27 protein-coding genes are annotated in these 26,795 nt (G+C 38.6%); 6 read left to right on the top strand and 21 right to left on the bottom strand.

Annotated elements, in window-relative coordinates; all coding sequences use genetic code 11:
* Position 1 precedes the first annotated feature (1 nt).
* The gene (argB, locus tag DO88_RS05800; protein ID WP_033040076.1) at positions 2-769 is read right to left on the bottom strand and encodes an acetylglutamate kinase; all 768 of its coding nucleotides are present in this window, start codon (positions 767-769) and stop codon (positions 2-4) included.
* Positions 770-1,780: an N-acetyl-gamma-glutamyl-phosphate reductase gene (gene argC / locus DO88_RS05795; protein ID WP_033040078.1), complete on the bottom strand. Its 1,011-nt coding sequence runs from the start codon at positions 1,778-1,780 to the stop codon at positions 770-772. It abuts the gene before it with no gap.
* Between the two features lie 221 nt (positions 1,781-2,001).
* On the opposite strand from argC, the gene argE reads away from it, so the two are divergent.
* On the top strand, positions 2,002-3,156 hold the full coding sequence (gene argE / locus DO88_RS05790; protein ID WP_008134870.1) for an acetylornithine deacetylase: 1,155 nt from the start codon (positions 2,002-2,004) through the stop codon (positions 3,154-3,156).
* Positions 3,157-3,436: 280 nt separating this feature from the next.
* Here the strand turns inward: argE and panP are convergent, their stop codons facing one another.
* The gene (panP, locus tag DO88_RS05785) at positions 3,437-5,062 is read right to left on the bottom strand and encodes a pyridoxal-dependent aspartate 1-decarboxylase PanP (RefSeq protein WP_007377849.1); all 1,626 of its coding nucleotides are present in this window, start codon (positions 5,060-5,062) and stop codon (positions 3,437-3,439) included.
* A 274-nt stretch (positions 5,063-5,336) separates the two neighbouring features.
* Here panP and DO88_RS05780 point away from each other — a divergent pair, with 274 nt between their 5' ends.
* Complete coding sequence (locus DO88_RS05780) at positions 5,337-7,220, top strand: bifunctional diguanylate cyclase/phosphodiesterase (protein ID WP_007377850.1); 1,884 nt, start codon at positions 5,337-5,339, stop codon at positions 7,218-7,220.
* Positions 7,221-7,233: 13 nt separating this feature from the next.
* Here the strand turns inward: DO88_RS05780 and trmB are convergent, their stop codons facing one another.
* The 8 genes from trmB to folB form a co-directional block, all read right to left on the bottom strand.
* The gene (gene trmB, locus DO88_RS05775; protein WP_007377851.1) at positions 7,234-7,902 is read right to left on the bottom strand and encodes a tRNA (guanine(46)-N(7))-methyltransferase TrmB; all 669 of its coding nucleotides are present in this window, start codon (positions 7,900-7,902) and stop codon (positions 7,234-7,236) included.
* On the bottom strand, positions 7,902-8,669 hold the full coding sequence (locus DO88_RS05770) for an ABC transporter permease (protein ID WP_033040080.1): 768 nt from the start codon (positions 8,667-8,669) through the stop codon (positions 7,902-7,904). Before DO88_RS05770 ends, trmB begins: the two co-directional genes overlap by 1 nt.
* Complete coding sequence (locus DO88_RS05765; protein ID WP_033040082.1) at positions 8,670-9,599, bottom strand: ABC transporter ATP-binding protein; 930 nt, start codon at positions 9,597-9,599, stop codon at positions 8,670-8,672. It abuts the gene before it with no gap.
* Positions 9,599-10,219 carry a flavin prenyltransferase UbiX gene (locus DO88_RS05760; RefSeq protein ID WP_033030926.1) on the bottom strand — a complete coding sequence of 207 codons (621 nt, stop codon included), beginning with the start codon at positions 10,217-10,219 and terminating at the stop codon, positions 9,599-9,601. The genes DO88_RS05765 and DO88_RS05760 overlap by 1 nt, the downstream gene beginning before the upstream one ends.
* A gap of 1 nt (position 10,220) precedes the next feature.
* Positions 10,221-11,576: a UDP-N-acetylmuramate:L-alanyl-gamma-D-glutamyl-meso-diaminopimelate ligase gene (mpl, locus tag DO88_RS05755; RefSeq protein WP_033040084.1), complete on the bottom strand. Its 1,356-nt coding sequence runs from the start codon at positions 11,574-11,576 to the stop codon at positions 10,221-10,223.
* Between the two features lie 179 nt (positions 11,577-11,755).
* Positions 11,756-12,556: an undecaprenyl-diphosphate phosphatase gene (locus DO88_RS05750; RefSeq protein ID WP_033040087.1), complete on the bottom strand. Its 801-nt coding sequence runs from the start codon at positions 12,554-12,556 to the stop codon at positions 11,756-11,758.
* The gene (folK, locus tag DO88_RS05745; RefSeq protein ID WP_033040089.1) at positions 12,553-13,041 is read right to left on the bottom strand and encodes a 2-amino-4-hydroxy-6-hydroxymethyldihydropteridine diphosphokinase; all 489 of its coding nucleotides are present in this window, start codon (positions 13,039-13,041) and stop codon (positions 12,553-12,555) included. The genes DO88_RS05750 and folK overlap by 4 nt, the downstream gene beginning before the upstream one ends.
* Positions 13,042-13,401: a dihydroneopterin aldolase gene (folB, locus tag DO88_RS05740; protein WP_033030921.1), complete on the bottom strand. Its 360-nt coding sequence runs from the start codon at positions 13,399-13,401 to the stop codon at positions 13,042-13,044.
* Between the two features lie 247 nt (positions 13,402-13,648).
* Between folB and plsY the strand changes: the two genes are divergently transcribed.
* Positions 13,649-14,260, top strand: a complete 612-nt coding sequence (plsY, locus tag DO88_RS05735) for a glycerol-3-phosphate 1-O-acyltransferase PlsY (RefSeq protein ID WP_033030919.1) — start codon at positions 13,649-13,651, stop codon at positions 14,258-14,260.
* A gap of 11 nt (positions 14,261-14,271) precedes the next feature.
* Here the strand turns inward: plsY and tsaD are convergent, their stop codons facing one another.
* The 3 genes from tsaD to DO88_RS05720 are packed head-to-tail and all read right to left on the bottom strand — an operon-like array spanning position 14,272 to position 16,262.
* Positions 14,272-15,285, bottom strand: coding sequence for a tRNA (adenosine(37)-N6)-threonylcarbamoyltransferase complex transferase subunit TsaD (gene tsaD / locus DO88_RS05730; RefSeq protein WP_007377860.1), 1,014 nt, complete (start codon positions 15,283-15,285; stop codon positions 14,272-14,274).
* A 40-nt stretch (positions 15,286-15,325) separates the two neighbouring features.
* Positions 15,326-15,916, bottom strand: coding sequence for a YjaG family protein (locus DO88_RS05725; RefSeq protein ID WP_008134889.1), 591 nt, complete (start codon positions 15,914-15,916; stop codon positions 15,326-15,328).
* Positions 15,909-16,262, bottom strand: a complete 354-nt coding sequence (locus DO88_RS05720) for a putative signal transducing protein (protein WP_033040091.1) — start codon at positions 16,260-16,262, stop codon at positions 15,909-15,911. The genes DO88_RS05725 and DO88_RS05720 overlap by 8 nt, the downstream gene beginning before the upstream one ends.
* Before the next feature lie 84 nt (positions 16,263-16,346).
* On the opposite strand from DO88_RS05720, the gene DO88_RS05715 reads away from it, so the two are divergent.
* The 3 genes from DO88_RS05715 (at position 16,347) to DO88_RS05705 (ending at position 18,754) form a co-directional block, all read left to right on the top strand.
* Positions 16,347-16,769, top strand: coding sequence for a DUF2721 domain-containing protein (locus tag DO88_RS05715; RefSeq protein WP_007377863.1), 423 nt, complete (start codon positions 16,347-16,349; stop codon positions 16,767-16,769).
* Between the two features lie 385 nt (positions 16,770-17,154).
* Positions 17,155-18,039: a LysR family transcriptional regulator gene (locus tag DO88_RS05710; RefSeq protein ID WP_007377864.1), complete on the top strand. Its 885-nt coding sequence runs from the start codon at positions 17,155-17,157 to the stop codon at positions 18,037-18,039.
* Positions 18,040-18,133: 94 nt separating this feature from the next.
* The gene (locus DO88_RS05705; RefSeq protein ID WP_007377865.1) at positions 18,134-18,754 is read left to right on the top strand and encodes a 2OG-Fe(II) oxygenase; all 621 of its coding nucleotides are present in this window, start codon (positions 18,134-18,136) and stop codon (positions 18,752-18,754) included.
* A 12-nt stretch (positions 18,755-18,766) separates the two neighbouring features.
* On the opposite strand, the gene ubiA is transcribed toward DO88_RS05705, so the two are convergent.
* From ubiA to DO88_RS05675, 7 genes are all read right to left on the bottom strand, one after another.
* Positions 18,767-19,645 carry a 4-hydroxybenzoate octaprenyltransferase gene (ubiA, locus tag DO88_RS05700; protein WP_008134895.1) on the bottom strand — a complete coding sequence of 293 codons (879 nt, stop codon included), beginning with the start codon at positions 19,643-19,645 and terminating at the stop codon, positions 18,767-18,769.
* Complete coding sequence (locus DO88_RS05695; RefSeq protein WP_008134897.1) at positions 19,642-20,193, bottom strand: chorismate--pyruvate lyase family protein; 552 nt, start codon at positions 20,191-20,193, stop codon at positions 19,642-19,644. The genes ubiA and DO88_RS05695 overlap by 4 nt, the downstream gene beginning before the upstream one ends.
* Positions 20,194-20,262: 69 nt before the next feature.
* A complete protein-coding gene (locus DO88_RS19260; RefSeq protein WP_083829645.1) occupies positions 20,263-20,463 on the bottom strand; it encodes a transposase in 201 nt (66 codons plus the stop codon).
* Between the two features lie 241 nt (positions 20,464-20,704).
* On the bottom strand, positions 20,705-22,873 hold the full coding sequence (locus DO88_RS05690) for a PKD domain-containing protein (RefSeq protein WP_033040094.1): 2,169 nt from the start codon (positions 22,871-22,873) through the stop codon (positions 20,705-20,707).
* Positions 22,874-23,168: 295 nt separating this feature from the next.
* Positions 23,169-24,305, bottom strand: a complete 1,137-nt coding sequence (locus tag DO88_RS05685) for a hypothetical protein (RefSeq protein WP_033040096.1) — start codon at positions 24,303-24,305, stop codon at positions 23,169-23,171.
* Positions 24,306-24,429: 124 nt separating this feature from the next.
* Entirely contained in the window at positions 24,430-25,938 is a 1,509-nt protein-coding gene (locus DO88_RS05680; RefSeq protein WP_008134907.1) for a hypothetical protein, read from the bottom strand.
* 11 nt (positions 25,939-25,949) lie between these two features.
* A complete protein-coding gene (locus tag DO88_RS05675; protein ID WP_232224818.1) occupies positions 25,950-26,777 on the bottom strand; it encodes a GEVED domain-containing protein in 828 nt (275 codons plus the stop codon).
* Positions 26,778-26,795 lie beyond the last annotated feature (18 nt).

A 26,795-nucleotide genomic window follows, 5' to 3' on the forward strand; every position in this document is an offset into this window, starting at 1 on the left:
CCTATGGTGTAATTTTAGTTCCGACATGCTTGCCTTCAAGCAAGTCAGTTAAATTTTCTGGCTTTTGCCAGCTGGAAATATACACACCGCGTCGTAAATGTTGGGCAGCGTGAAGGCTGGTCTTAACTTTGACCTCCATCCCGCCCACAATTACTCCTTCATCTATTAAAGTATCAATGTGTTTTGTGTCAAGTTGATGTAAGGGCTGCTTATTTGCGTCAAGCACCGCTTCTACATCAGTCATAAAAATAAGTTCTGCGTTTAAATTACTAGCAATAGCCGCTGCAGCTTCATCAGCATTTACGTTATACCAAAGGCCTTGCTCATCAAAACCGATAGAGCTAACGATCGGTAGCCTGCCAATTTCAAGTAAATCGTTAATAATAGAATCATCGTTACTTGTGCATTTACCTACTAAACAAAGTGCTTTTAACTTTTGAGTAGCAGTAACACCCGCTTCATACAAACTTAACCCAACCGGTTTATGCCCTGCACTAATAGCCTGAGTCATTAATTGTTTATTGGCACAACCTGCTAGTGCACCTACGATGTAAGGCATTTGCTCTGCAGGGCTGATACGCAAACCTTGGTGCTTAGCACTGGCAAAACCAGCTTCTTTTAGCCAAGTATCAACAAGTGCACCGCCACCGTGTACAATTACAAACTGAGCATTTTGTTGCTCATTAAGTACATCAAACAATGCTTTTGCTGCATTTTCTGTATTAAGTACTGCACCACCGAGCTTAATTACCCACGTTTTTTTACTCATTTAAAACGCTCCTTTTAAACCAGTGGTATGATCTAAATTCATAGAAATATTAATACACTGCAAAGCTTGTCCAGCAGCGCCTTTTAATAAGTTATCAATAGCAGACATCACAATTAACTGCGTACCTTGTTGCTGCCAGCCAATATCAACAAATGGCTGCTTAGCTACACCTTTAATTGACGGTATTTTATCGCCTAATAAACGAATTAATGGCTCGCTCGCAAGTACTTGATAAGCCGATGCAACGTTTTCCTTGGTAACGCCTGGCTTAAGCTGTACATAAATAGTTTCTAAAATACCACGTGGAAAATTACCTAGATGCGGTGTAAATAACACTTTGTGGCCAAGGTGTTGTTCAATTTCAGGGCCGTGGCGATGGTTAAACAAACCATAAGGTGCAAGCGACACTTCACAAAAATGCGTTCCTACACTGGCTTTACGCCCTGCGCCTGTAACGCCCGAAACCGCATTAATAATAATACTCTGTTCGCTTAATAAACCGGCTTGTTGCAAAGGCTTTAATGCATTTAGTGCGGCCGTTGGGTAGCATCCAGCAACAGCGACTAACTGTGCATTGGCAATAGCTTCACCATTCCACTCAGCTAAACCATAAGCAGCTTTATTTAATAGCTCAGGATGTTGGTGCTCAAAACCATAATATGTAACGTAATCATCATTGCTTGCAAGGCGATAGCCACCAGATAAATCAAATACCTTTTTACCCATTGCTAAAAAACGCGGTGCTAAATCAACACTCACTTTATGGTCTGTACATAAGCACACATAGTCAGCACTAGTTTGAATGTCATCAAAAGCTGATTCACCAAGAGGGAGTAATGGTAAGTCGAGCAAGCCTAGATGTTCAGGATATAAATCACTTAGCAATTTATTTTTATCTAAGCTACCTTCTGATACATAACAACCCGCTAAAGTTAAGTTTGGGTGTTTAGCAACTAAACTTGCTAACTCTGCGCCGCTGTAACCGCTTGCGCCAATAATCACTACATTCATTTGTTACTCGTTATCTTAAAATTAGTTGTTACTTGTCTATCTTGTTCGCTTAAACTAGCCTTGGCGCTAATTTAGCCTTTTATTAATGAATTTTGATTATCGTCGCATTGTTTTCATAACGTTACTTTAATATATTTATGCTTAAAAAGTGAATTGATATTCATCATAAATACTTTTATATTGTTATGCAATTAAATTGAATACTTATTTTGGATTTTTTTATGCCTTTGCCATCGTTTATTTCTATGTATCAACAATTGATTGCAGCTCCGTCTATCAGTGCAATTGAAGATAGTCAGTGTATGAGTAATAAAAGCGTAATTGAACTACTTGCGAGGTGGTGCGAAACACTTGGCTTTACATGTGAAATCATTGAATTAGAAGGAGGTAAAGGTCGCTATAATTTATTAGCTAAACGTGGCAAAGGAGATGGTGGATTAATGCTCGCGGGCCACACCGATACCGTCCCGTTTGATGATAGTCGCTGGAATCATAATCCGTTTAAACTTACCGAACTCGACAATAAATTATATGGGCTCGGTAGCATTGATATGAAAGGTTTTTTTGCGTTTGTATTACAAGCAATTAGTGAACTTGATGAAAAGCAGCAAACCCAGCCTATCTTAATACTCGCCACTGCCGACGAAGAAACCACAATGGCAGGTGCACAGCAAATATGTAAGCACCCAAATTTAAAACCTGCGCGATGTATAATTGGTGAACCTACTGATATGACACCGGTATTTACACATAAAGGACATATGAGTACAGCGATTAGAGTAATTGGACGCTCAGGTCATAGCTCTGATCCCGAACGTGGTCTCAACGCCATAGAAATCATGCATAAAGTGACTTCAAAATTATTGATCTTAAAAGAGCAGTTAAAGCATAAATATTCATTAAGCCACTTTGAAATACCTTACCCAACATTAAATTTTGGTAATATTCATGGCGGCGACAACGCTAACCGAATTTGTGCTTGCTGCGAAATGCATATAGATATGCGCCCATTACCAGGTTTGAGTGTAAAAGAGTTACAAGCATTAGTACTTGATGCAACGAAAGAGATAAATCAACAATACCCTAATGCGGTCAGCGTAATTGATTTACACGAGCCAATACCGGCCTTTACTGGCAACACCAACAGTGCTTTAGTGATATTAGCTGAAAAAATAGCAGGGCAAAAAGCAATAGCTGTTAATTACTGTACTGAAGCACCTTTTATTCAGCAATTAGGGTGTGAAACAATCGTTATGGGGCCGGGCTCAATAAATCAAGCCCATCAGCCTGATGAGTTTTTAGCAATGGAAAAAATAAAACCGTCACAAAAAATTATCAGTAACATTATTAAAGCCAGTTGTTTTAATATCAATTAACTTAATTAAGTGCCCTATTTTGAGGTAAAAAAATCTTATCGATGACAACAGAAAATAATTATTTAGAACAACTAAATACAAAATTTTTGCCTAGTTCTAGCGTAATTTCCTTAACGTTAAATAGACCCCATATTTAAGCAGATTGGTATTACTCCAGTGTTCATACAGTTGTAAATAAAAAGTTAGCGTTAGGTTTAATCCCTCAAATTGATTAAGTAACCAAGTAAAAACAAAAAAGACGCAATTAAGCGTCTTCTTGTTTTAAATTACACCTTATTAGCTACATATACTTACTGAGGTACTTTTTAAATACAGGATCTGTTTTAGCTAGTTCTTTTTGCTCGGCTAAAATATCTTTTAAAATAGCGCCTGATGTAAGTGGGTTTGCAAGAACCACTCTAAATACAACAGTAGGTTGATTATCGTATTTAGATGGCGTTAGGCGTGTACGTGATACAAACGAGCGACCAGACTCCCGCTGGCGCTTTTGCATACTCGCAGTAAAACGATTAAGTGATGCAAAAATGTCTAAACGTGTTGTTGCATCAGCATCTTTTATTGCCTGCTTAATCTGTTTAGGTACATAACGATACGTTAGTAAACACAGCTCAGGCTCTGAAATAAGTTCGAAATCTTCATCTGCTTTAATTAAACCAGCAAAATAATGTGCTTTTTTTATACTACGATCGATTAACATCTCGTAGCCTTTACGACCAATAACACGTAAGCAAGCATGTACTAACATCGCCATACCTGGGCGACTACCTTCAAGCGTGTGACTACCTAAGTCTTTTGAACCTTTACGTAATATATACTCAGCATGGTGCTCTATTGCATCAGTTGCAGCGGGGTCTTTAAATAAAACTAAACCAGCGCCCATGGGTACATACATTTGTTTATGTGCATCAATGGTAATTGAATCTGCTCGCTCAATTCCTTTTAGTAAAGGACGATGCGTGTTTGATAAAAGCGTCGCTCCTCCCCATGCAGCATCTACATGAAAATGGCAGTTAATATCTTGTGCCAAATCGGCCATTTCGTCCAGTGGGTCAATATTCCCGGTTTCGGTTGTACCCGCCACCCCAATAATGGCCATTACTTTAATGCCTTGCGCTTCAAGCTCACGTGCTTTTTCGCGCATCGCTATTACATCGACTTTATTATTTTCGCAAGTTTTAATACCAATTAGGTTATCGCGACCAATACCGAGTAAATCAACCGATTTACCTAATGAATAATGTCCACGTTCTGATATTAATACCGCTAAACCTTTATAGCCATAATGCAGCATACCGGCAATTAAGCCTTGTGCGCCTATACCTCTAAAATCGCCATCCGGTTTTAATAAACGGTTTCGCGCAATCCAAAGCGCAGTAATATTAGCAACCGTACCACCAGAGCAAAATGCACCTAATGAGGTTTTAGCACTGTGCATCCATTTAGAATAAAATGAGTCTTCTTGCCCATAAGCTAGATGATGCATCATCCCAAGTACTTGACGTTCAAGAGGCGTAAACGCTTTAGATGTTTCTATTTTTACTAGATTTTGATTTAGCCCTACCATCAGTTTTGACAGTGGTAATAAAAAATGCGGTAAAGCAGAGGTCATGTGACCAATAAAGCTAGGCGCAGCTGTATGCACAGAATGCGCAACAAGTTGCTCCATAATGTCTTGGGCATAAGCAGATACAAACGTTGGATCTTCTGGGATCACTGCCGATTGAAAGTCTTTTTCTATTTCATGTAATGGTTTTTCAATTGCCGCAATATTTTCGTTTAAGAAACCTGCTAAATTACTCGAAATTTCAAGCTCGATTTTGCTTAAAGTTGAGTCTGGCGCTTCAGGTACAGTAAATATACGCTTAAGGCTTTCTTTAGAGGCGACGGCACAACGCTTTTGATCCATCTCAATACCTAGTGTGTGTGTAGCTAAAACACGTGTTTGTCTATGAAACACGCCAAACTAAGACGTTATTTTAAGTAACAGTGTTTTTAATTAATTGCGCTAACTTTACTGCAATATAACTAAAATGTCTCGCTTAAAGCCATAAAAGCAGACAAAGACATGACAAAAAAGTGATAATTTAATTAATATTTAAGCCTTGCCAATAAATAAGAATTAATTATTGGGCATTTATATATTTTGCGTATAATAAAAAAATAACAAAAAAGGGACGCACATGCTAAAAGGAAGAGTAAGGGTAAGTTGGTTAATGGCGGGTTTTAGTCTATTTTTAATCAGTTTACTTACCTACGTTTATTATACTTACCAAACAACACGCGCAGATATAATGCACTCTGTTGATACGCGCTTACTTAACGCAGCCACCAGTGTTAAGCATATACTCGGCGATACATACCTAAATAAAGTTAATCAGGGAAAAACGATTAGTTTTTCTGATTATCAAAAAAAGAGTAAGCAACTTTCTGACTTTGCCCAAGCACTCAACATTGCTTATGTATACGCGATGGTACTTCAAGATAACAAAGTCTACTTTAGTGCATCGAGTTATACAAAAGAAGACCAAAGCAATGGCAAAGTAACCCAGTTTTTAGATCTTTACCCTGAAGCCACTAAGGCGAACATTAGTGCTTTTTATTCGACAGAGCCTGTATTTGAAATATCAGCAGATCAATGGGGACATTTTAAAACTATTTTTATCCCTTATGTTGATAGCACTAATGGTAAAACCTACATAACAGGTGCTGATATCACCATTTATGATTTAAACCAAAAACTTAAAGAAAGTGTATCAAAGGCGGCCGCTATGGCGAGCTTCTTTTTCTTTATCGCTATACTTGTTGCAACTATTTATATTTACTTACTCAAACGATCTTTAGCAACAGACTCCAGTACGGGCTTTGCAAATCATATAGCGCTTGAATACTTCCTAAAGCAAAGTAATGCGCACCATATGCAATTAGCTGTTATTTGGATTAACGAAATTGAAGACATAAATAGCTTTTATGGCACTGAGGTGGGCGATAAAGTAATGAAAAACTTGCTCATGCATTTTAAAAGTCGCTGCTCTGCTCGTTGTCATATTTATCGCTTAGCGACCAATAAACTGGTATTACTTGCACCAAAAGAAATTCCGTACGATGAGTTTAACGACTTAATCGAAACCTACAACTTTAATACCCCACTATTAACCGACCCGTTTATTTATATTACGTTGTGTGCCGGTATAGCCAGCGGTAACAAATCTTTGTTATTAGAAAATGCCCATATTGCGGCACTGCAAGCCAAACAAGGTCGTCATACCGTTGTTAATTACTCAAAAGCACTTCACGATGTAAAAGTGCAATATCAATACAATGTAGAAATGGCTAAAGAGGTTCGCGAAGCATTTGATAACAATCGTATTGTCCCTTACTTTCAACCTATTATTGATATAAACACTAAACGCGTAGTGCAGTATGAATGTTTAGCGCGCATGGTTACAGCAAGTGGTGAAATACTCAAGCCAGAGGCTTTTTTAAATGTAGTTACCCGTTCAAGAATGGATGGCTTGTTGACCCGTACTATATTCTCACAATGTATTAGCCGCTTTAGAAAAACAGATATTTGCTGGAGCTTAAATATAACCGCGCAAGATATGCTTGATCCTAGTTTGAGCGAATTTATAGCCGACGAATTAAAACGTTATCCACACCCGAGTAACATCACCTTAGAATTATTAGAAACACAAGCTATAGCTAATTTTTCAGAGGTAAAAGCATTCATAGGAATGGTTAAAACAAAGGGTGTAAAAGTAATCATTGATGATTTTGGCAGTGGTTATTCAAATATTTCTAACGTACTAAAACTTGAAGTTGATGGTATTAAGTTAGATGGGGCCTTAATAAAACAAATTGTTAACGATAAAGATATCTATTTGTTTATTGAACACATAGCAAGCTTTGCAAACCAACTTGGCTTACAACTCACAGCCGGTTCAGTAGAAAATACAACCATAGTGACCGCACTGAAAAAAGCGAATGTGACGCTGATGCAAGGTATTTATTTTGCTCCCCCAGCGCCACATGTTAATTCTCAAAGTGATGAAGAATTAATGAGCTAAATTGGTCATCACATTAGGTTAAATTAATAATGAGTCGGTGGCTTTGCTGGCCACTGGCCCAATATTTACGCTCAAAAGGCGTAATTGCATCGTCTGACTCATAAAGCGTTACTTCGCAAGGGTTGCCTGTTAATTCAAGTGCCCTAGCAAACTCCTTAACGTAAATATCCCAATTGCTGCGCACTTCTAATTGACCACCTAACTTAACAATAAATGGAAAAATAGCCGCGCCATGCCAGCGTCTACGAATATGCTTAGACTTAGGCCATGGATTTGGATACAACAAGTAATGGTGCGTAGGTTGCCAATTAGCAGCAACCGCTAAACGCCAAAAATCATTTAAATCAGCTTGAACTAAAATATATTGCCCGCTGTCGGTTTGCTTGTACTCAACATCGTGCTTATCTAATCGGTGTGATGACTTATCAATACCAATGACAAGTGCATCAGGATGGCGCTTAGCTAAGTTAGCTGAGCTTTCACCCACGCCACAGCACGAGTCTAAAATAAGCGGGCCATTAAAGGCCTGTACTTTAGCGTTTACTTCATCAAATGCGGCCTGAGTATGCGCTGCAATCGGTTTTTTAAACTCAGCCTCTAAGTGCTTATTTACTATTTCATCAAGCTTTTCGTGAATACCCGCTTGATTAGATACAATACTACGTGAATTTGCATCACTCATTAGTGTCTTAGCCCCACACCTTTTTTAATTAATGTAAGCGCTAATGTAAATAACGCTGTTATAAATACTAAAATAACCCCAAGCGCCACGCTTAAATCGACATCCGACACGCCTAAAAAGCCATAACGAAATGCGTTAACCATGTAAATTATAGGATTGATTTGTGATACATTTTGCCAAAATTCAGGCAATAACGATATAGAATAAAACACCCCTCCTAAGTAGGTTAATGGCGTTAGTATGAAGGTGGGGATAATGCTTATATCGTCAAAGCTATTTGCATAAATTGCATTAATTAAACCACCTAAAGCAAATACAGCCGAGGTTAAAATAACGGTCGCCATAATTACAAAAATATTATGAATTTGAATATCAACAAATAACAACGACACACAGGTAACTATAAAGCCCACCATAATACCGCGCGTCATACCACCGCCCATATAACCAAGCACAATAATGTAGTTAGGCACAGGTGCAACTAAAAGCTCTTCAATGCTTTTTTGAAACTTTGTTGAATAAAAACTAGAGGCTACATTGGAATAGGAATTAGTAATAACCGACATCATTATAAGACCAGGTACAATAAACTCCATATAACTAAAGCCGCCCATATCACCAATACGTGAACCAATTAAGTTACCAAAAATAACAAAATATAAGCTCATCGTAATTGCCGGTGGCACTATGGTTTGCACCCAAATACGTAAAAAACGAATGCACTCTTTAATCCATAAACTCTTTAAGGCTACGCCATATTTAAACATTTATTCGCCCCGCCCTTGCTCTAATAATCCTACAAATAACTCTTCTAGTCTGTTTGCTTTATTTCGCATACTCAAAACAGTATTACCTTGAGTTGTTAATGCACTAAATACCGCATTTAACCCCTGAGATTTAGCGACTTCAACTTCAACAGTGTGATCGTCCGTCATGATAAATTTATAGCCTTCAAGCGTTACAGGATTTGCAGGCATTTTTAAATCTAAAATAAAGGTTTCTTTATCAAGCTTTGCAAGCAACGCTTTAATTGTGGTGTTTTCGACAATTCGGCCATTATCGATTATGGCGATGTTTTTACACAGTAACTCTGCTTCTTCAAGGTAATGTGTGGTTAAAATAATCGTTACGCCTTGCTCATTTATTTGGCGTAAAAAATCCCACATTGAACGGCGAAGCTCTATGTCTACACCCGCTGTTGGTTCATCAAGTATAAGCAGTTTTGGCTCGTGCATAAGTGCGCGGGCAATCATTAAACGGCGTTTCATACCGCCTGAAAGCGTACGCGCTTGTTTGTCTTTTTTCTCAAGTAAGCCAAGCTGCGCTAGGTATTTATCGGCGCGCTTGTGGGCTTCGCCGCGTGGCACACCATAATAACCGGCTTGGTTAACCAGTATTTGGCTAAGCGTTTCAAACTGGCTAAAATTAAACTCTTGCGGCACGAGTCCTAAATGCGCTTTTGCAGCTTCTAAATCAGTATCAATATCACAACCGAATACCTCTACTTTGCCTTTTGTTTTATTAACAAGTGACGAAATAACACCAATAGTAGTTGATTTACCTGCTCCGTTTGGACCAAGTAAAGCGAAAAAATCGCCCTCTTCAACTTGTAAATCAACGCCTTTAATAGCCTCAACACCATTTTTATAAACCTTGGTTAGACCTTCAATATTTAAAGCAATATTTTGCTTATTCATTATTTACCCTCACCATAACCCCAACGCTTTGTTAGGTTATGTTCAATGTTTAAATGATCTAAAATTCTCGCCACCATAAAATCAACTAAGTCTTCAATACTTTGTGGTTTATGATAAAAACCAGGCGCTGCTGGCATAATTGTCACCCCTAAACGAGATAACTTAAGCATGTTTTCTAAATGAATTTCGTTGAATGGTGTTTCGCGAGGCACTAAAATGAGCTGTCCGCGTTCTTTAATTACCACATCAGCGGCGCGTTCTAATAAATTATCTGACGCCCCCACTGCAATTGCAGAAACCGATCCGGCACTACACGGACATACCACCATTTTTTTAGGTGCAGCTGAGCCCGAAGCCACAGGGCTAAACCAGTTATCTTTACCGTATACTTTTAGCTGCTCAGGTTTGGCATTAAACAGCGTACTTAACTGCTCAGTGGCTTTATCTTCATTACCAGAGAGCTTGATGTTTGATTCTGTATCAAGCACCACTCGCGCAGCACTTGAGATAAGTACGTAAACTTGAAATTGCTGCTCAAGCAATACTTCAAGTAACCTAAGCCCATAAGGCGCACCTGATGCACCACTAAAAGCGAGCGTAATTTTATCTTTAAATTGCACGTTATTCTCCGCTGTATTTAGCAGCTAAACCATTAACAAGGTGTTGATGAAGGCCATTAAAACCGCCATTGCTCATAATTAAAATGTGTTGATTAGGCTCAATATTTTCAAGCACTGTATCAATAATTGTTTGTGTACTGTTAAAGCACTGCATACCCGCTTTATCTGCTTGTTCTTTTAGCGACCAATTTAGATTCTCTGGTTCAAAAAGTAGTACCTCGTCAGCATCACGCAGTGAATCTAATAATGTATGTTGGTGTACGCCCATTTTCATGGTGTTTGAGCGCGGCTCTAAAATAGCGATAATTTTTTCATCGCCTACTTTTGCGCGCAAGCCCGCAAGCGTTGTTTTAATTGCCGTTGGGTGATGCGCAAAGTCGTCATACACTTTAATATTATTTATATCAGCCTTAAGCTCCATACGCCTTTTAGGGCTAATAAATTCTCCTAACGCATCAATACTATGATCAATGGCTATACCCACATGGCGCGCAGCAGCTATAGCCATTATCGCATTTTTAACATTATGCTCGCCTATTGCTTGCCAGCGAACAACTCCCTGCTTTTCGCCATTAAGTAATACATTAAACTCACTACCATCGGCTTTTATTAGCTCATAATTCCAATCAACACCGAGCGTTTCGCTTTCGCTCCAAAGCCCTTGTGCTATTACGTCATTAAGCGCTACGTCTTGCTTTGGCCAAATTACCTTGCCGCTTTGGGGTAATGTACGCATTAAGTGATGAAATTGTTTTTTTATTGCGTTTAAATCTTCAAAAATATCAGCATGATCAAATTCAAGGTTATTTAAAATAAGCGTACGCGGGAGGTAATGCACAAACTTACTGCGCTTATCAAAAAAAGCTGTGTCGTATTCATCGGCTTCAATAACAAAAAATGGCGTTTCGCCCACTTTCGCTGATATACCAAAGTTTTGTACTATGCCGCCAATTAAAAACCCAGGCTTTAAGCCAGCGTATTCTAATACCCATGCCAACATACTCGCTGTGGTTGTTTTTCCATGGGTCCCTGCTACAGCAAGCACCCATGAGTTTTGCAATAAATTATGTTTAAGCCATTCAGGACCTGAAGTATAAGGCAGACCTTTATCAAGGACATATTCAACACACGGGTTACCACGGCTCATTGCATTACCAATAACCACCATATCAGGCTTTGGATCTAATTGAGATACGTCATAGCCTTGGGTTAATTCAATACCAAGATCTTCAAGTTGCGTACTCATTGGCGGGTAAACGTTTTGATCAGAGCCGGTTACTTTATGACCCAACGATTTAGCTATGGCTGCAATACCACCCATAAACGTGCCACAAATGCCCAAAATATGTATATGCATATACTTTCCTTAAATCGCGTGACCACTTTACAGTAATGTAAAGTTTAATGGCGCTATAATGCCAAAATTAGTGCTGAGTTACCATTGCGAGTAAGCATTTCACTCATGCCAAAAAACAACACTTTAATAACAAAAAAGCCTTCTTAAGTTAGAAGGCTTTTTTGTTCGTCGGTGGTTAACTATATTGTCAAAAATACAATCAAGCCAACACCTAGTAATAAGCGGTATATTACAAACGGCAGCATACCCATTCGCTCTATCACTTTCAAAAACATAAATATACATGCATAAGCTGATAGGAACGATAACCCCACACCTAGTAATAACGTGTTCCAATCTACAAGATGATCGCCTAGCGCAAGCTCTACTGTGTAATATAGCCCCATCATAGAAATAATAGGAATTGCCAGTAAAAACGAAAAACGCGCTGCGCTTTGCTTATTCATTCCAAGCATTAAACCAGCAGTCATGGTAATACCTGAGCGAGAAGTTCCCGGGATCATTGCAACAGCTTGTGCAAAACCGATGAGAAGCGCTGTTTTCCAATTAAGTTGGTAAATAGTTTTAATTTGCTTACCTTTTGCATCGGCGTACCAAAGGAGTAAACCAAATACAATGGTCGTTGTGGCAATAACCCATGCACTGCGTAAATACAATTCAACTAAGTCTTTTAGCAGTAAGCCTAAAATAGCCGCTGGAATAGTGCCTAAAATAATCCACCAGCCTAACTTACTATCATCTGTAGTACCTTGTGCGCCAAATGATTTAAACCACCCAGTAAGTATATCGGCCACCTCTTTACGAAAATAAATAACGACCGCAATTAAAGTCCCAACGTGAACAGCGACATCAAATGCAAGTCCCTGATCTTCCCAGCCTAAAACTTGCGATGGTAGAATTAAATGCGCTGAACTCGATATAGGTAGAAACTCAGTAAACCCCTGAATGAGGGCTAAAATAATTATTTCAATAATACTCATGGGTTAGAAAACTCCACCTTCCATAATTTTTGTTGAGGGTTATTATACGCACTCCATAACTGGGCAATTGTTTGTTTAGCTACAGGGTGATAAAAATCAGGAGCAACCTCGCTCAGAGGCTGTAATACAAATGCATTTTTAGTTATTTCGTCACGAGGCAGTTGTGCAGGGCTTTGGCAAATTACATCGTCGTAAAACAGTAAATCTAAATCCAGTGTCCGAGGGCTAAATTTTTTGTCACTGGCAGTACGGCCATTATCACGTTCTATTTGCTTTAGTAGAGCGCATACATCAGCCAATGCCATGCTTGTTGTCGCTGCAACCACTGAGTTATAAAAATTATTACCAGCAAACCCCACCGCTTCACTCTCAAAAACAGACGAGTGAATAATTTTTTTAAAGTGGCTCTCAAGTGCGATTAATGCAGACTGCATGTGATGTACTTTATTTATATTTGACCCAAGGCTGATATAAATCTGCGCCATTTAGTTACTTACCTTAGCGCGTGTAATTTCAACACCTACAGTTTGCGCTTGCGCCACTGCTGCGGGTTTACTTACTTTAATTGTTACTTGTGGAGTATTAAATTCAGTCAAAATAATTTGCGCTAATTGTTCTACTAATGTTTCGAGTAATTCAACTGGTTTTGCAGTGCAGTGCTCAATAACTCGCTCACTTACTTTTGAGTAATCAAGTGCTAAATTAATATCGTCATTCGCAGCTGCGGGTTTAATATCACTCAGCATTTCAATATCAAAATAAAGGCTCTGTTTACTTTCTTTTTCAAAGTCGTACACTCCAATAATAGTGTCGACGTGCAATTGAGATATAAATACCTTGTCCATTGATACTCCAAATAACCAAAACGACTGAACTTGTTATATAAAGCATCAAAAAAATTAATGCTGTATATGCTTTAATCAGTGTTTAAATATGTAAAAAATCCTTCTACAATAGCAAAATAGCTAGGTTAGCTAGTAATGAAAGAAGCATAATAATTTTTACGATAAATTTTGCCGCCAATAATAGCCCAAAAGCAATACCAATTGCATTAAATGTGGTTGGTATAACAATAAAAAAGTAAGGAAGCGTGTGTTAGCCATTTTGATATTTGTTTTAGCTTATTTACTCGGGTCAATTTCATCGGCCATATTGGTGTCACGACTATTCTCCCTTCCAGATCCTCGAAGCCATGGTTCTAACAACCCTGGCGCAACTAATGTTTATAGATTGGGAGGTGCATTACCTGCTTGCTTAGTGTTAATTTTTGATATTTTAAAAGGAACGATTCCGGTCTGGGGCGCTTATTTTTTAAAGTTTGAGCCATTTGAGTTAGGTTTGATTGCAGTTGCTGCGTGTTTAGGACATATGTATCCACTGTTTTTTAGTTTCAGAGGCGGTAAAGCAGTCGCTACAGCATTTGGGTCATTGTTACCTATTGGTTTATCGCTGGCGGGTTTACTTATTTTTACGTGGTTAGTTATTATTGCAGTTACACGTTATTCATCACTTGCAGCATTGGTTACGGTCTCTTTAGCACCTTTGTATACTTGGCTAATAAAACCACTTTATACGTTACCAGTCGCTTTTATTACGATCTTAATTATTTTTCGTCATCGCACTAATATTATTAGATTATTTAGTGGCGATGAACCAAAAGTGGGCACTAAAAAAGCACCCACAGATGAAAATAAAAACATTTAATATATCGAGTATCAAATAGCTTCCAAGCTATCTATTGGCCAACGCGGTTTTGTTTTCATATCAAGCGTGGCAAATTGCCCTGCTTTTAAACGCTGCATACCCGCATAAGCAATCATTGCTCCATTGTCGGTACAAAACTCAGTGCGAGGATAAAAAACCTCGCCTTTCATGCCCTTCATAACGCGCTCAAGCTGTAAACGAAGCTGTGTATTTGCACTTACTCCGCCTGCAATGACTAAACGTTTAATACCGGTTTGTTTAAGTGCTCGCTTACATTTAATAACAAGCGTATCAATAACTGCAGTTTGAAATGCATGCGCTATATCGGCTTTAGTTTGTTCGTCATCATCATTTTCACGAATAGTGATTGATGCAGCTGTTTTTAAACCACTAAAACTAAAATCAAGGCCTGGCTTATCGGTCATCGGACGAGGAAATACAAAGCGTTTAGCAACACCTTGTTCAGCCATTTTAGCTAAGCGCGGACCACCGGGGTAATCAAGACCAAGCAACTTAGCCGTTTTATCAAAAGCCTCACCTGCAGCATCATCAACCGACTCACCTAGTACTTCGTATTGTCCAATACCTGCTACTTTAACCATCATGGTATGACCGCCAGATACTAATAAAGCAATAAACGGAAACTCAGGGATATTTTCCTCAAGCATAGGGGCAAGTAAATGCCCTTCCATGTGATGAACCGCTACCGCAGGAATATCCCACCCGTATGCTAGAGAGCGGCCAATGGAGGTACCTACAAGTAGTGCGCCAACCAAGCCAGGTCCAGCAGTATAAGCAATACCATCTAAATCTTCAGGGCCACAACCAGCTTGCGCAAAAGCAGCATCTATAAGCGGTAGCGTTTTACGAACATGATCGCGTGATGCAAGCTCCGGCACTACACCGCCATAATCAGCGTGTACTTTTACTTGGCTATATAATTGATGAGCTAACAAGCCTTTTTCATCATCGTATATTGCTATACCCGTTTCATCACACGACGATTCAATGCCTAAAATTCGCACAGTATTTCTCCAGCCTTTTTAAATTATTACTAAACTATTTTTATAACGAAAGACCAATATTTGTTTGGCCATCTTCAAGGGCAAACTTTTTAAGTGCCTTTACGCTATCGGAGGTAATACGCCCCATATTCTCTACAAAATCAATTAGCTCACCCAATACTTCAATCTCGTACTGCATTAATGGGTGCTCTCTAACGGCGGTATTATCTGCGATTTCACCTTCAACTGTCATTTGGTATTCAATAAAACGCGCAACGGTCGCTTGCGATATTTTGCTTACACTAATGAACTCTTGCTCGTCTTGCGCCATTAAACCGTGCATTAAGCTAAGTAACGACGTTGCTGCATCAATAGCTGGATACGTACCAAACATATCAAAATCAGCAAGTTCAGGAACATTTGGCTCTATTTTTTCAACTTGTTTCTCGAGATCTATTTTACTTTTAGGTAGTAATATTTTTTCCCAACAAACATTAAGCGAATTTCGTAATAAGGTTTCGTCACCAAACCCTGTTGCTTCGCTAAATAAACCGTAATTTGGCAGCATTCGCTCAATTAAAGCACTCGCTAAAACGGCTTTTTGTAAATAGTTTAGCTCTCTAATACGCTGAAAATTATTTGCTTTAGTCATTCTTTAATGTCTCACATGACCAACAAAAATCAAATGTTGATCCATTATGCTCATTACAGTTAGGGCATACCCAATCTGGAGCGGATTGTTTTACTTGTTGATAGTTTACCAATATTTGTCGCGCATGGCGCTCTTTTATCGCATAAACCTGCACGCTAACTTGGGTTTGATCAAATGGGATTTCTCCCATTGCGCCTTGCAACATCTCTCCTTTAATTTGGCATTCAATACCACTTGTTTGTATTAAACCTTTAAGAATATTAGCTTCAAGGGTATTTTCGGCATTATAAATTGTTACCCATTGAAAAGAGCCTACTGTTTCGTTTGTATTATTAGTATTTTGCAATTTCCACCTCGTTTATTTTATGTATACAATATCTTGCGTTACGCTGTACAAATTAAAGCTAGTAATACCACTTAAGGATACATTATGACACTCACCACTCCAGGTTTACTTTTTCCTGCAATATCATTGTTATTACTTGCCTACACAAACCGATTTTTAGTATTAGCACAATTAATTCGGGAACTAAATGCACGAGAAGGAGAGTCAATTCGTCCCGTTGTCGTCGCGCAAATAACAAACTTGAGAAAGCGTATTAAGCTAATTAGAACTATGCAAGTATATGGTGTGGCATCATTTTTATTATGCACTTTATCCATGTTTGCACTATTTATTGAATTTAATACAGCGGGCATTATTTTATTTGGTGTTAGCTTAACTTGCTTAAGTTTATCGTTATTAACCTCTTTATTTGAAATCCACATATCATGTGATGCTATTGAAATAGAACTCCAAAGCATAGAAAACAAACCATTAAGCAACCGTGTTAATCGTAACTTTGTTAAATAAAAAGCTGATATGTGTCAATGTTCATTCAACTATTCGTAAATTGTGCTTAATCAATACCCTATTATGTGGCATACTTTTTTCTTAATTTAGAATGTTCGTCTTTACTAGAATATATAAAAAATTGATTACAAAGTCTTTTTTATGATTTACTTATCCCTAAAAAGGATACTAGGTAAGTAATAAATCATGAGTTTTAAGGCTAAAGGATAATACTTTTTAACAATTTACCTCTTTGATAAATATTAAAAGGGGGATATCCTGACCAAAATTTGTCATAAATTTGCAAACGCATTTAGATATTAAATTTTACTATTTTGTTTAGCTAAAAATTAATATAATTGATGTTCGCGGCATCCGCGACTTACTTATAAAAAGGGACTATAAAGTGAGATTTGAACAATTAGAACAATTTGTAGCACTCGGCATACTACGCCATTTCAGACAAGCAGCAGAACAAACCCAAATCAGCACCTCCGCACTTACGCGAAGTATTCAAACACTTGAGGATGAAATGGGATACGAACTAGTTAAACGTTCAACTCGTTCTGTAAAGCTAACTCAGCAAGGTGAGCTATTCCTTGATTACGCAAAAAACACTTTATCTGAGCTAGAGCTTACTAAAAAGCTTATTTTTCAATCCGTAAGTGGAAAAACAGGTGAGAAATTAATTATTGGTTACACCAATAAAGCAAGTAATGTTGTACCTATTTCTTGCGGGCAATTTTTAGCACAGTACCCACATGTAAAAATAGAAATGCAACTGCAAGAAGAACACGAACTGAGCCGAAAGCTTCAACTAGGTGAAATTGATATTAGCGTATATTCACAAGCGATTAATAGTATTGGCAGTGATATACATTTACCAGATCAACTCATTTTATTCGTATCTAAAAATCACCCATTAGCTCAAAAAAATGACATTAGTAAGCACGACCTTGATAGCTACCCGATGTATGGTTGCTTTTCGCAATCAAAACAAGTTCAAACAATGCTAAATGAAGCAATTGACTCTTTAAATAAGTCATCAAGCATTAAAGTGGGTAGTATTGAACAGGTCATAGCTGGTTTAGAAAAGTCAGACCACTTTGCTATTGCTAGCATAGAGCATACGAATGCTGTAGCAGAGCACTCTGAGTTAATTCAGCTAAAAACAAATAAGAGTTTAAGCCACGAACAGTTAGTCGTACAAACAAACAAACAGACAGCTGTTAATGAACATATAGATCAACTGTTATCTCTCATTAAAAAAGCCGCAACGACAATCAACTAACCTCGTTTTGTCTTGAGATAAGTGCGACACAAAGTGATAGCTTTTAACTTCTTTTGAGCTACACTGTCGCACCTTCAAAAAATGACCCACTTGAATGATTAACTTTTCAGCCGACGATACTTATTTAAATGATATCGAAGAGCTTGGCTACACTGTTATACCTAATGCTATAAATGAAGAGCTTATTATTGATTTAATGGCTGACTGTTATCGTATAAATCCTCAATTTAGCCTCGCTGGTATTGGCCGTTTAAATAATTTGCAAATTGACGATACTATCCGCAAAGATAAGACCTTTTGGTTTGATGGTACCTCACAAGCGCAATTAACTTATCAAGCGACTATGGAAAGTATTCGTACAACGCTTAACCGTACTTTTTTCATGGGCTTATTTGACTATGAATGTCACTATGCAAAATATACTGAAGGTGATTTTTATAAAAAACACGTTGATGCTTTTAAAGGCCGCTCAAACAGAGTTTTTACCAGTGTGCTTTACCTAAATACTCCTGCACAAGGTGGTGAACTCGTTGTCTACAAAACCAAAAGCAAAGAAATTGAAATAATAATAAAACCTCAAGCCGGTACATTGGTTTTATTTGAAAGTGAGCGTTTTGTACATGAGGTATTGCCAGCCATAGATAATCGTTATTCAATTGCTGGGTGGTTTAGAAAAAACGCATCTATCAGCGGCATTATTGATCCGCCTCGCTAAAGATGACTCAAACTAAATAGCCATTGGATACGAAAACAATAAACCTATAAAAATAGCTAATCCAACATAGTGATTATTTAAAAATGCTTTAAAACATGCCCCGCGCTCACGTTTGTGGATAAGTGTTTGCTGATAAAACAACAAACCAGCAGCGACACTTAATCCAACTCCAAATGCAGTTGATAGTTCATTAATAAAACCTATAAAAGCCACTATAACTACAAAGGTCATATTAAGGAAAAAAATGATGTGACGATCGTATTCACCAAACAAAATAGCCGTCGATTTAACGCCTATTTTTAAATCATCATCTCTGTCTACCATTGCATACATTGTGTCGTAGGCTACCGTCCAGCAAATATTAGCAATAAATAATAACCAAGCCTGTAAAGGAAGTGCATTTATCGAAGCCATATAAGCCATCGGTATTGCCCAGCCAAATGCTGCCCCGAGTACAACTTGAGGTAACTGTGTGTAGCGCTTCATAAACGGATAACAAAAGGCTAATGCCAACGCCCCAAAAGAAAGTAAAATAGTATTAAAACTGAGTATCAACACTAAAAAAAATGCTATGACTATTAATAGTAAAAACAAACTAAGTGCTTCACCACTGCTAACCAGCCCCGAAGCCAATGGACGCTGGGCGGTCCGCTTTACTGAGCCATCTATCTCTCTATCAGCAAAATCATTTATTACGCAACCTGCACTTCGCATAACAATAACGCCAAGCGTAAATACAACAAAGTTGACTAAGCTAGGCATTCCATCATTAGCAAGCCATAAAGCCCAATAGGTCGGCCAAAGTAACAATAGTGTACCAATTGGTTTATCTACACGCATAAGTTGTATGTAGTAAGGGAGATGCTGTGACTTTAAGGTTGCTAGCTTCATGAGTAAAGGTACGCTCCAGGTAAAAACACTTCACAGACCAAAAAATTGTAATCTTTAAGCGAAAATACGCTACGTCGGCCTAATAACTTTTGTATTGGTAAGTTTAGTTGTGATGCTAATTGCTGTATCGGATGCTCTGTATCAAAACGAGCGACTTCTATCTCTTTGCGCACGAGCTCTGGATTTTGAAAAATAACATCGCCTAATGGGCGATCCCCCATATTATGCAGAGGGTTTTTTGGTTGATTTGATAATTGATTATCTGGCAGCCAGCTTTGTGCATATACCATGGGAATATTATCGCACAATAAAAGTACTTCTCGGTTTAATGCCGTTGAGGCTTCGCAGCCAAGTAATGCTTTTTGCTCAAGTGTTAAATCAAAAATTTTTTCACTGAGCACTTTTACGCTAAATACTTGCGCCCTGCTTTTTAATTTAACTGTTAAGGAATGTGGCTCAAAAAGCCACTCACGTTCAGAGGATGATAAATCACTTACTTGTGATGTGCATTGCCAATTGACTAATAACGAAATAGGGAAAGTAATCACGATAACTCTATTAAATAAAATCCAACGCGATAATAACATTGCCAAAGCATTTGAAAAAGTGATCATTCATTATCGTAAATAACGAGGGCGTGTTGACCTTGCAAGATGGAAAATGGTTCGACTTAGGGAGGATTTAATCGCAGCGCGAGATAATAAGCGAAACAATTCGTTCAAAATATCTTTTTTAGTCCATAAGTTAAACCGCCTCCATATGGCACTCCATGCACCAAAGTAAGAAGTCAGATCTCGCCATGGAATATCTGTGCACAAATTATAATGCTTTCAAGCGTTTTTCTATGATCAAACTGATTATAAATTAGACCACTTAAGCACATTACTTTTGATAAGATATCCATGACGCCTGTGAACATTAATCTTGGTATTAAGATTAGGTGTATCGTTTTCTAGCGAGTTCAATTATGCCTTTCTTTCATGCTATTTATTTTCATACCTCAAAGTTCAGCGCGCTCTAGTATAAATAGCTCGACTCAATAGGGTGTATTAACCGAATTTACTGCCAACTCACACGTAAATCTAGTGCTTCCCCTATACTCGAAGAACAAGGACCAAAAACGGCATAGTCGCCAATAATTCTCATAAATTTAGCCTGACGGCTCCTTGGCAGCGTTGATAAATCGAGTATAGTATTAAGGCCATAAGGTTGCCCCTCTTCGACAAATTCATCTACGACAAGCTCATTAACCTCATCGCCATAAATTCCATTATCGTTGAGGTCAATCCAGACTTTCCATGAGGTAGATCGCTCTGTTACTTCAGTATCTCCTTGAATATTAATGATAGTATTGCTGGGATCTATTAGCTCTATAGGCATTTGGGTATAGTCCCATGCTGTTGAACTATAATTAATGTTGTTATCACCAATTAAAACATGAGTGATGTGCTTATCGACGCGAGCTGAGTTTATTGAACAATACTCATCTGTTACCTGAATAAGCCGTTCAAAGGTATCCTGATCATCGGATTGATCAGTTACTGTCAACTTAACTGGGTAGCTTCCAGATTCTGCGAAGATATGCTCGGGGCTTGCTTCTGTTGAAGTTTGGCCGTCTCCAAAATCCCATAACCATTGAACTACTTGACTCGTTGAGCGGCTATCATCGGTAAACTGAGTGCGTAATTTAATTTTCTCTGCATTAAAATAGCTAAGCACGCCTTGGTCAAAAAGTTTTATTTTTACCACCTTAAAAGCTTCAACAACATCTTCTTCAGATAAGCCAGCTACACCTGCTTGCTGTTTAATACATTCAGCAGCTTCAGTTAGTGTGGTCAACGCACTCCAACAGACCTTCGCTGAATTTAAATACACTTTATAGGTAGGCTCTATTCCCCATTGATTTGATAGTAAATAAAATGGGTAGGTGATCATACCAATGCGTAAATAGAAATTATCACCAGCCTCTTCATAATCAAGAAAGCTATCAATTGCACCATTTTCAGTTTTTATCTGATCGAGATGACGAATAAAGCCGCCATTCTCTTGGCCGTGAATCCAATTATCTGAATGTCCCGTAAACTCGTATTTTGCCATTACACCTGAGATATCGCCAAAGGCTTCATGCAAGGTACGAGCATCAGTACTAATTTCATGATCGAATCGATTTAAATCAGATATTCTATTTAAAACTCCATGGCCTACTTCGTGCGCAATGATGTCAAGTGAAGCCATAGAGTAAAATAATGGATACGCATCACCAAAGTTGGCATATGCGCCATCCCAAAAGGCGCTTTGTTCATATTGTTGACCATAGTGGACACGGATTCTAATTTTGTCCTCCAGTGGCGGCTCCCCTAGGTATTTAACAAAGCTATTGTAAACTAGTGTGCCGTAAAACATGGCGTCATTTAGCGTTGAATACGTCCAAACCCCAGTCTCATCAGAAATCATATCTTCGGAATGTGTTGGCTGCGTACCACATAAAAAGGAATAAGGAGGGAAGGCATTCTCATTAATATCGTTAGGGAGCTCGTTACGATTATAGCTCTCCCCAACTTCATCCTTAGTATTATTCATATGCGTAATACTAACTAAACCATTATCAAAAATACATAATCCACCTTGCTCTTCTGTGCGTTGAATTGAAATTTTCTTGCGACCAACGCCATAATCCCAAGTGTGAACTTTATTTCCACCAGGCCCCGATAATTCAGCATTACCGATGAAATCATGAAAGGGAATAAGGGTACCTTTCGTGGCCTGTCCAATGGTGTTTATCGGCAAAAGAAGTAACGCATTGGTATTTTCAGGTATACTTGTATCCTCTGGAATATCAAGATCGTAAACCGATTCTTTCATAGTTTTTAACCAAGCATCACCCTGTTTATTTCCTTGCTCATCTACCCAATAAGCCCATACAGACTCAACTCTAGCGGGGTCACTATCAATAACTTCAGGCGCGACAATAGTTACTGTGCCAGATAGTTTGCCAATAGAACTATCTTGATCACGAAAAAACGCATGTAATATTTGATTTGTTGGTACTTCAGTAACAGAGTTTAGCGGTTCTTCAATTGGCGGTAGTTTCATCTCAGGAGAGCCAGAGCTGCCGCCCCCACACGAAACGAGGAATAAAGTAATAAATATAGAGGTGAATTGTTTAAATCGAATAAGATTTAATTGGATGAGATTTGTCGGCAATAAAAGTGATTTAAAAAAAGTCATTGGCTATCCTTAGTCGATGGGCATATAAAAAGACATTATAAATCAATGAAATATGAGTTAACTTTAGCTTTTTATCATTAAGTTTACACTCTAGAACAAGTACGCTATTTTTTCAATTTATTAGGCTAAATTATAGACTATAGTGTGTAAGTAACTTGAGGTTTCGATTAGCCTGTTTTTCATCCAAAGTTCAGGTTAAATAACCCCATTAGTTAAAGAACAATCTAACTAATGTGGCTAGACAACGAGTTAAGAGCGTGCAGTATCGCAGATATTCTTCCAAATATTCGTTCAACTAGTCAACGTTCGCTATCGCAGACTCAATACGGCTTTCGCAAAGAGTTGTTCCGGGCAAAATTGCACAATACTCGCCAGCTTGCTCAAGTCCGATACGTTGAGTATTACGTGCAGTAATACGCGCTGCTAATTGCTCGATTTCAAGCGGCTCTTCAGATACCGCTTTAAACGCACTCAACCTCTCTATCTCGTCATAAACTAAATCTTGATAACTTCTGAGCCTTGCGGAAAGCGCAATATAGCGCTCAGATATTGCAGCCTGACCAGCATAGGCTAAGTCATAATGGCCAGAATCCTCGTAACTTTCGACTTCATACTTTAAAATATTTAAATGTTCGTCTTTAAGATCATCAACATAGTCACCACCATTAAATAAATAGCTAAACAAATTATCGGCATACGTTATACAAGGAGTTAGATTATCGGTTTTACAATGCATAGTGCCATTTTTACTTAGCCCTGCTAGTTCTGGCGTCATACCACCATCGGTGTTCACCTGAATAGTATATACAGCATCTTTGGTAACTTCTTGAAATACTTTAGTTTTAGTAAAAGTCTTACTAAAAAAAAGAAACTTCACTTTGATTTTAGTCTGAAACCATTCGTATTTAGCGCGATCTTTAAAATGGAGTTTGGCTGTTACATAGATACGCGAGCCGAGTTTGATATTGTGGATAAAGCTGTCACCACAGCGGCTTCTTACTTGATTTGGATCTGTATTTAGTAGCCCTTGAATAGCCATTTTAGTCGTTCTATTTTCAAAGTTATAACTTCCTTTTTCATAGGTTAATTCTACTGCCGAGGCGGCAGAATTTCTATTTTTTGTTACTTTCCTGCGCATGGAAAATTTGGCTGAACCTCCAAAAATAACCAAGTTGATACCAGCCTTTACGCTGCCTGTGATGGTATTGATCATGGTATCTGAGTCAAAGTCGCCACGATAAGCCAAATCGCCCATACTACCGCCTTGAAATTGCCACTGACCATCGAGGCATGGTTCAAGCGGTATGCCTAATTTCTGCTCAAACCCGTGTCCAAGCTGTTCTTGTTCGGTATTTAAAGAGTAATAGGTATGTCCATTTGCGTAAAAGCTTAACAGGCCACAGAGCACTATTAATATGGTTATTAAGTGCATACATAAATTCCTGTAAATGGTTTGCAGAGGCAAAGGGCGAGGAAGCAATAACTCAATATTCGATTGTTTATTACTTACCACGTCCCAATTTTACTAATTGAATCTTAGCATTTTTTATTACTCGCTAATTTTCAAAAGCAGCTCCATAGGTTGGAAGGGCTGATTTACATGGTAGCCATGCCATCACACCCACAGCGGGGTCATTAGCATCAACGAATGATGGTGCCCAACCTAATTGCCTAAACCCAAGCGATACATGGTTTTCTTCAATACCAAAGTTCGCGGTTGCCTCTCGAGCATTTTCGCATTTGAAATATTGGCTCATGTTATCCGCTGGTATATTCAGATCAGCAAGCGTGTAGCTTTGTATGCAGCCGACACCGCTACCACCACAGGTGTTGAGGTAATCATTCCATGCATCTGAACATGCTGCCCCGTAAGGGTTATCGCGACAAACTCGGGCATATTGCTCATAAATCCAAGCGTTATTGTAAGCGGCTTCCTGCACACTTTCTGCTTTTTGACGCTGTACATCAGTCATCCAGCTAGCGTATTGTGCAAGCACACCACGAGCACGGTGCTCATGATTAACCGACTTTTTGAATTGATCTTCAAGCCATAAAGTACGGTAGGTAGTTTCAAAGCGAATATCTTTATTACCGGAGTCTAAGCGACGTAAATCCTGTGAACTGATCTCGTAAGGAGTTGCTTTGTAACGCACAACATTATAATCAGAGAGTGCATTAAACTGATTGCCAAAGTCGTTCTTCGCATAGTTCACCGCTTGCTCAAATAAGGTAAAGCAAGGCTCATAGTTATCAAGTGAACAAGTGATAATATTGTTAGGAATTATACTTAGCAGCTGCTTAGGATCCCCCCCTTTTTGCAATGCTCTGACGGTGATACGCACACTTTTCTTAAGATCTTCGTCAATATAATTAAGCTTACCATCGACGCTAATACCAATATTTCCTGCGCCATAGCTAACGCCTAAATAACCGCCAATTTCACTTTTGTGCTGCTCACTTAAGTACTCAATTTTCATGTTAATAAGTAACTGAGCACCGTATTCAATCTCACTAATAAAGGCATCACCAGCCATGCTCATTAGTTTACTTTGATACTCATTTGCTAGCGTATTACCTGAAGGTGTCAATGTATAACCAATATTGGCATCTGTTGGCATAAGAACACGTTTTTTGGGTGTCAACGATGCTTGGAAGGTATAAGTATTCGAAAACTCAGTAGAGGACATTTCCTTGGCTAAATGACCACCCGCTTTAATACGAATAACAGGAAAGCCAACATCTACATCAACATTACCATTTAGCTGACGAAGAACTGCGTCGTAGCTGCCATTATTTACTAACTCAAATTGCACACGAGTATTACCAAGGGTTTCAATGGTTTCACCTGCGACAGTTTGAACATTCAAAAAGCGTTTTTGATCGCTGTTATAGGCTGTACCCAACACAATGTGATCGTTCACCAATCCAGGTATTTCACTTTGGAAGGTATTCACATTGAGTGCTTTTTGCATTAGCTGTGCTTCATTCACAAAATTTGAATCTGCGAATGCGAAAGGTGTAGTGCAGGCAATAAGTGCCGCGATAGTCTGTTTGTATAAGTTCATGTTGCCACCTATTACTTCACGTAAAGGAGGTAATCTTCTACCTCTCCGGAGTCTACTTCTTTACATGCATCATTGCTGCCACCCAAGTAATCCATGGTAACGCGCATTTTCGTCATGCCCTTTTTTGCACCTGTTGGTGGGGTAATTTCGACCTGAGTTGCTTGCTCAGAAACACCAGCAAACAAGGTTTCTTTTGTATCGTTGAAATCACCGTCTTGGTTCCAATCAATAAACACATGCCAAGTTTCAGGGTATGCTTCTGCACTACTAAATCCTGGGGTTAATGTTAACTGGTAGCTTTTATCTGCATATATTTTCGCGGTATCGCCAACATAGTTACTGTAAAATGTGTTGCTGCTGGTGTTCTCAATATTGGAAAACTTCACCGATTGGATGAATTCGTAGGTTCGCTCACGAGACTTTGTCGTACAATAGTTTGGCATTGTAGGGGTGACCATAACAGCACTGATCCGATAGTCAGACGGGATCTGAAAACAAGAGGTAGTTGGTAATTTACCCGCAAACCAGTTCTTAGGATTCGCATTATCTTCGTCACCAAAGGTGAGGTATTTAGCATCTCCCCTAAGGGTATTATTTTCGTATAACATCACTTTTTTAAGATCCGCTATTTTCTCATCGTTTGGAATGGGGGTTGTGGGGTCGAAAATATTATCAGAGACCTCAACCAATAATCCTGAATAGCACTTTTCCAACCATTGAAAGCGACCTAACGCTTGCTGTGGTGTGAGTAAATCTCGAGATTCAAATAAAGTCGTATTCGCTTGTACTGATGGCACTATTATGGCAGCAAACGAGGTAATTAATGTGCTGGTTAGCATGACTTTTAACATAGTCTT

The organism is Pseudoalteromonas sp. S3431 (assembly GCF_000690035.1).
Classification (GTDB): domain Bacteria; phylum Pseudomonadota; class Gammaproteobacteria; order Enterobacterales; family Alteromonadaceae; genus Pseudoalteromonas; species Pseudoalteromonas fuliginea.

Excerpts from the sequence above, each read along its gene's own strand:
- argE (WP_008134870.1), top strand. The coding sequence starts at position 2,002 with ATGCCTTTGCCATCGTTTATTTCTATGTATCAACAATTGATTGCAGCT.
- argB (WP_033040076.1), bottom strand. The coding sequence starts at position 769 with ATGAGTAAAAAAACGTGGGTAATTAAGCTCGGTGGTGCAGTACTTAAT.
- mpl (WP_033040084.1), bottom strand. The coding sequence starts at position 11,576 with ATGCATATACATATTTTGGGCATTTGTGGCACGTTTATGGGTGGTATT.
- panP (WP_007377849.1), bottom strand. The coding sequence starts at position 5,062 with ATGGATCAAAAGCGTTGTGCCGTCGCCTCTAAAGAAAGCCTTAAGCGT.
- folK (WP_033040089.1), bottom strand. The coding sequence starts at position 13,041 with ATGGCGCAGATTTATATCAGCCTTGGGTCAAATATAAATAAAGTACAT.
- folB (WP_033030921.1), bottom strand. The coding sequence starts at position 13,401 with ATGGACAAGGTATTTATATCTCAATTGCACGTCGACACTATTATTGGA.
- trmB (WP_007377851.1), bottom strand. The coding sequence starts at position 7,902 with ATGAGTGATGCAAATTCACGTAGTATTGTATCTAATCAAGCGGGTATT.
- DO88_RS05685 (WP_033040096.1), bottom strand. The coding sequence starts at position 24,305 with ATGCACTTAATAACCATATTAATAGTGCTCTGTGGCCTGTTAAGCTTT.
- DO88_RS05690 (WP_033040094.1), bottom strand. The coding sequence starts at position 22,873 with ATGACTTTTTTTAAATCACTTTTATTGCCGACAAATCTCATCCAATTA.
- DO88_RS05765 (WP_033040082.1), bottom strand. The coding sequence starts at position 9,599 with ATGAATAAGCAAAATATTGCTTTAAATATTGAAGGTCTAACCAAGGTT.
- DO88_RS05780 (WP_007377850.1), top strand. The coding sequence starts at position 5,337 with ATGCTAAAAGGAAGAGTAAGGGTAAGTTGGTTAATGGCGGGTTTTAGT.
- DO88_RS05725 (WP_008134889.1), bottom strand. The coding sequence starts at position 15,916 with ATGACTAAAGCAAATAATTTTCAGCGTATTAGAGAGCTAAACTATTTA.
- DO88_RS05705 (WP_007377865.1), top strand. The coding sequence starts at position 18,134 with ATGATTAACTTTTCAGCCGACGATACTTATTTAAATGATATCGAAGAG.
- DO88_RS05770 (WP_033040080.1), bottom strand. The coding sequence starts at position 8,669 with ATGTTTAAATATGGCGTAGCCTTAAAGAGTTTATGGATTAAAGAGTGC.
- DO88_RS05680 (WP_008134907.1), bottom strand. The coding sequence starts at position 25,938 with ATGAACTTATACAAACAGACTATCGCGGCACTTATTGCCTGCACTACA.
- DO88_RS05750 (WP_033040087.1), bottom strand. The coding sequence starts at position 12,556 with ATGAGTATTATTGAAATAATTATTTTAGCCCTCATTCAGGGGTTTACT.
- DO88_RS05715 (WP_007377863.1), top strand. The coding sequence starts at position 16,347 with ATGACACTCACCACTCCAGGTTTACTTTTTCCTGCAATATCATTGTTA.
- DO88_RS05675 (WP_232224818.1), bottom strand. The coding sequence starts at position 26,777 with ATGCTAACCAGCACATTAATTACCTCGTTTGCTGCCATAATAGTGCCA.
- ubiA (WP_008134895.1), bottom strand. The coding sequence starts at position 19,645 with ATGAAGCTAGCAACCTTAAAGTCACAGCATCTCCCTTACTACATACAA.
- argC (WP_033040078.1), bottom strand. The coding sequence starts at position 1,780 with ATGAATGTAGTGATTATTGGCGCAAGCGGTTACAGCGGCGCAGAGTTA.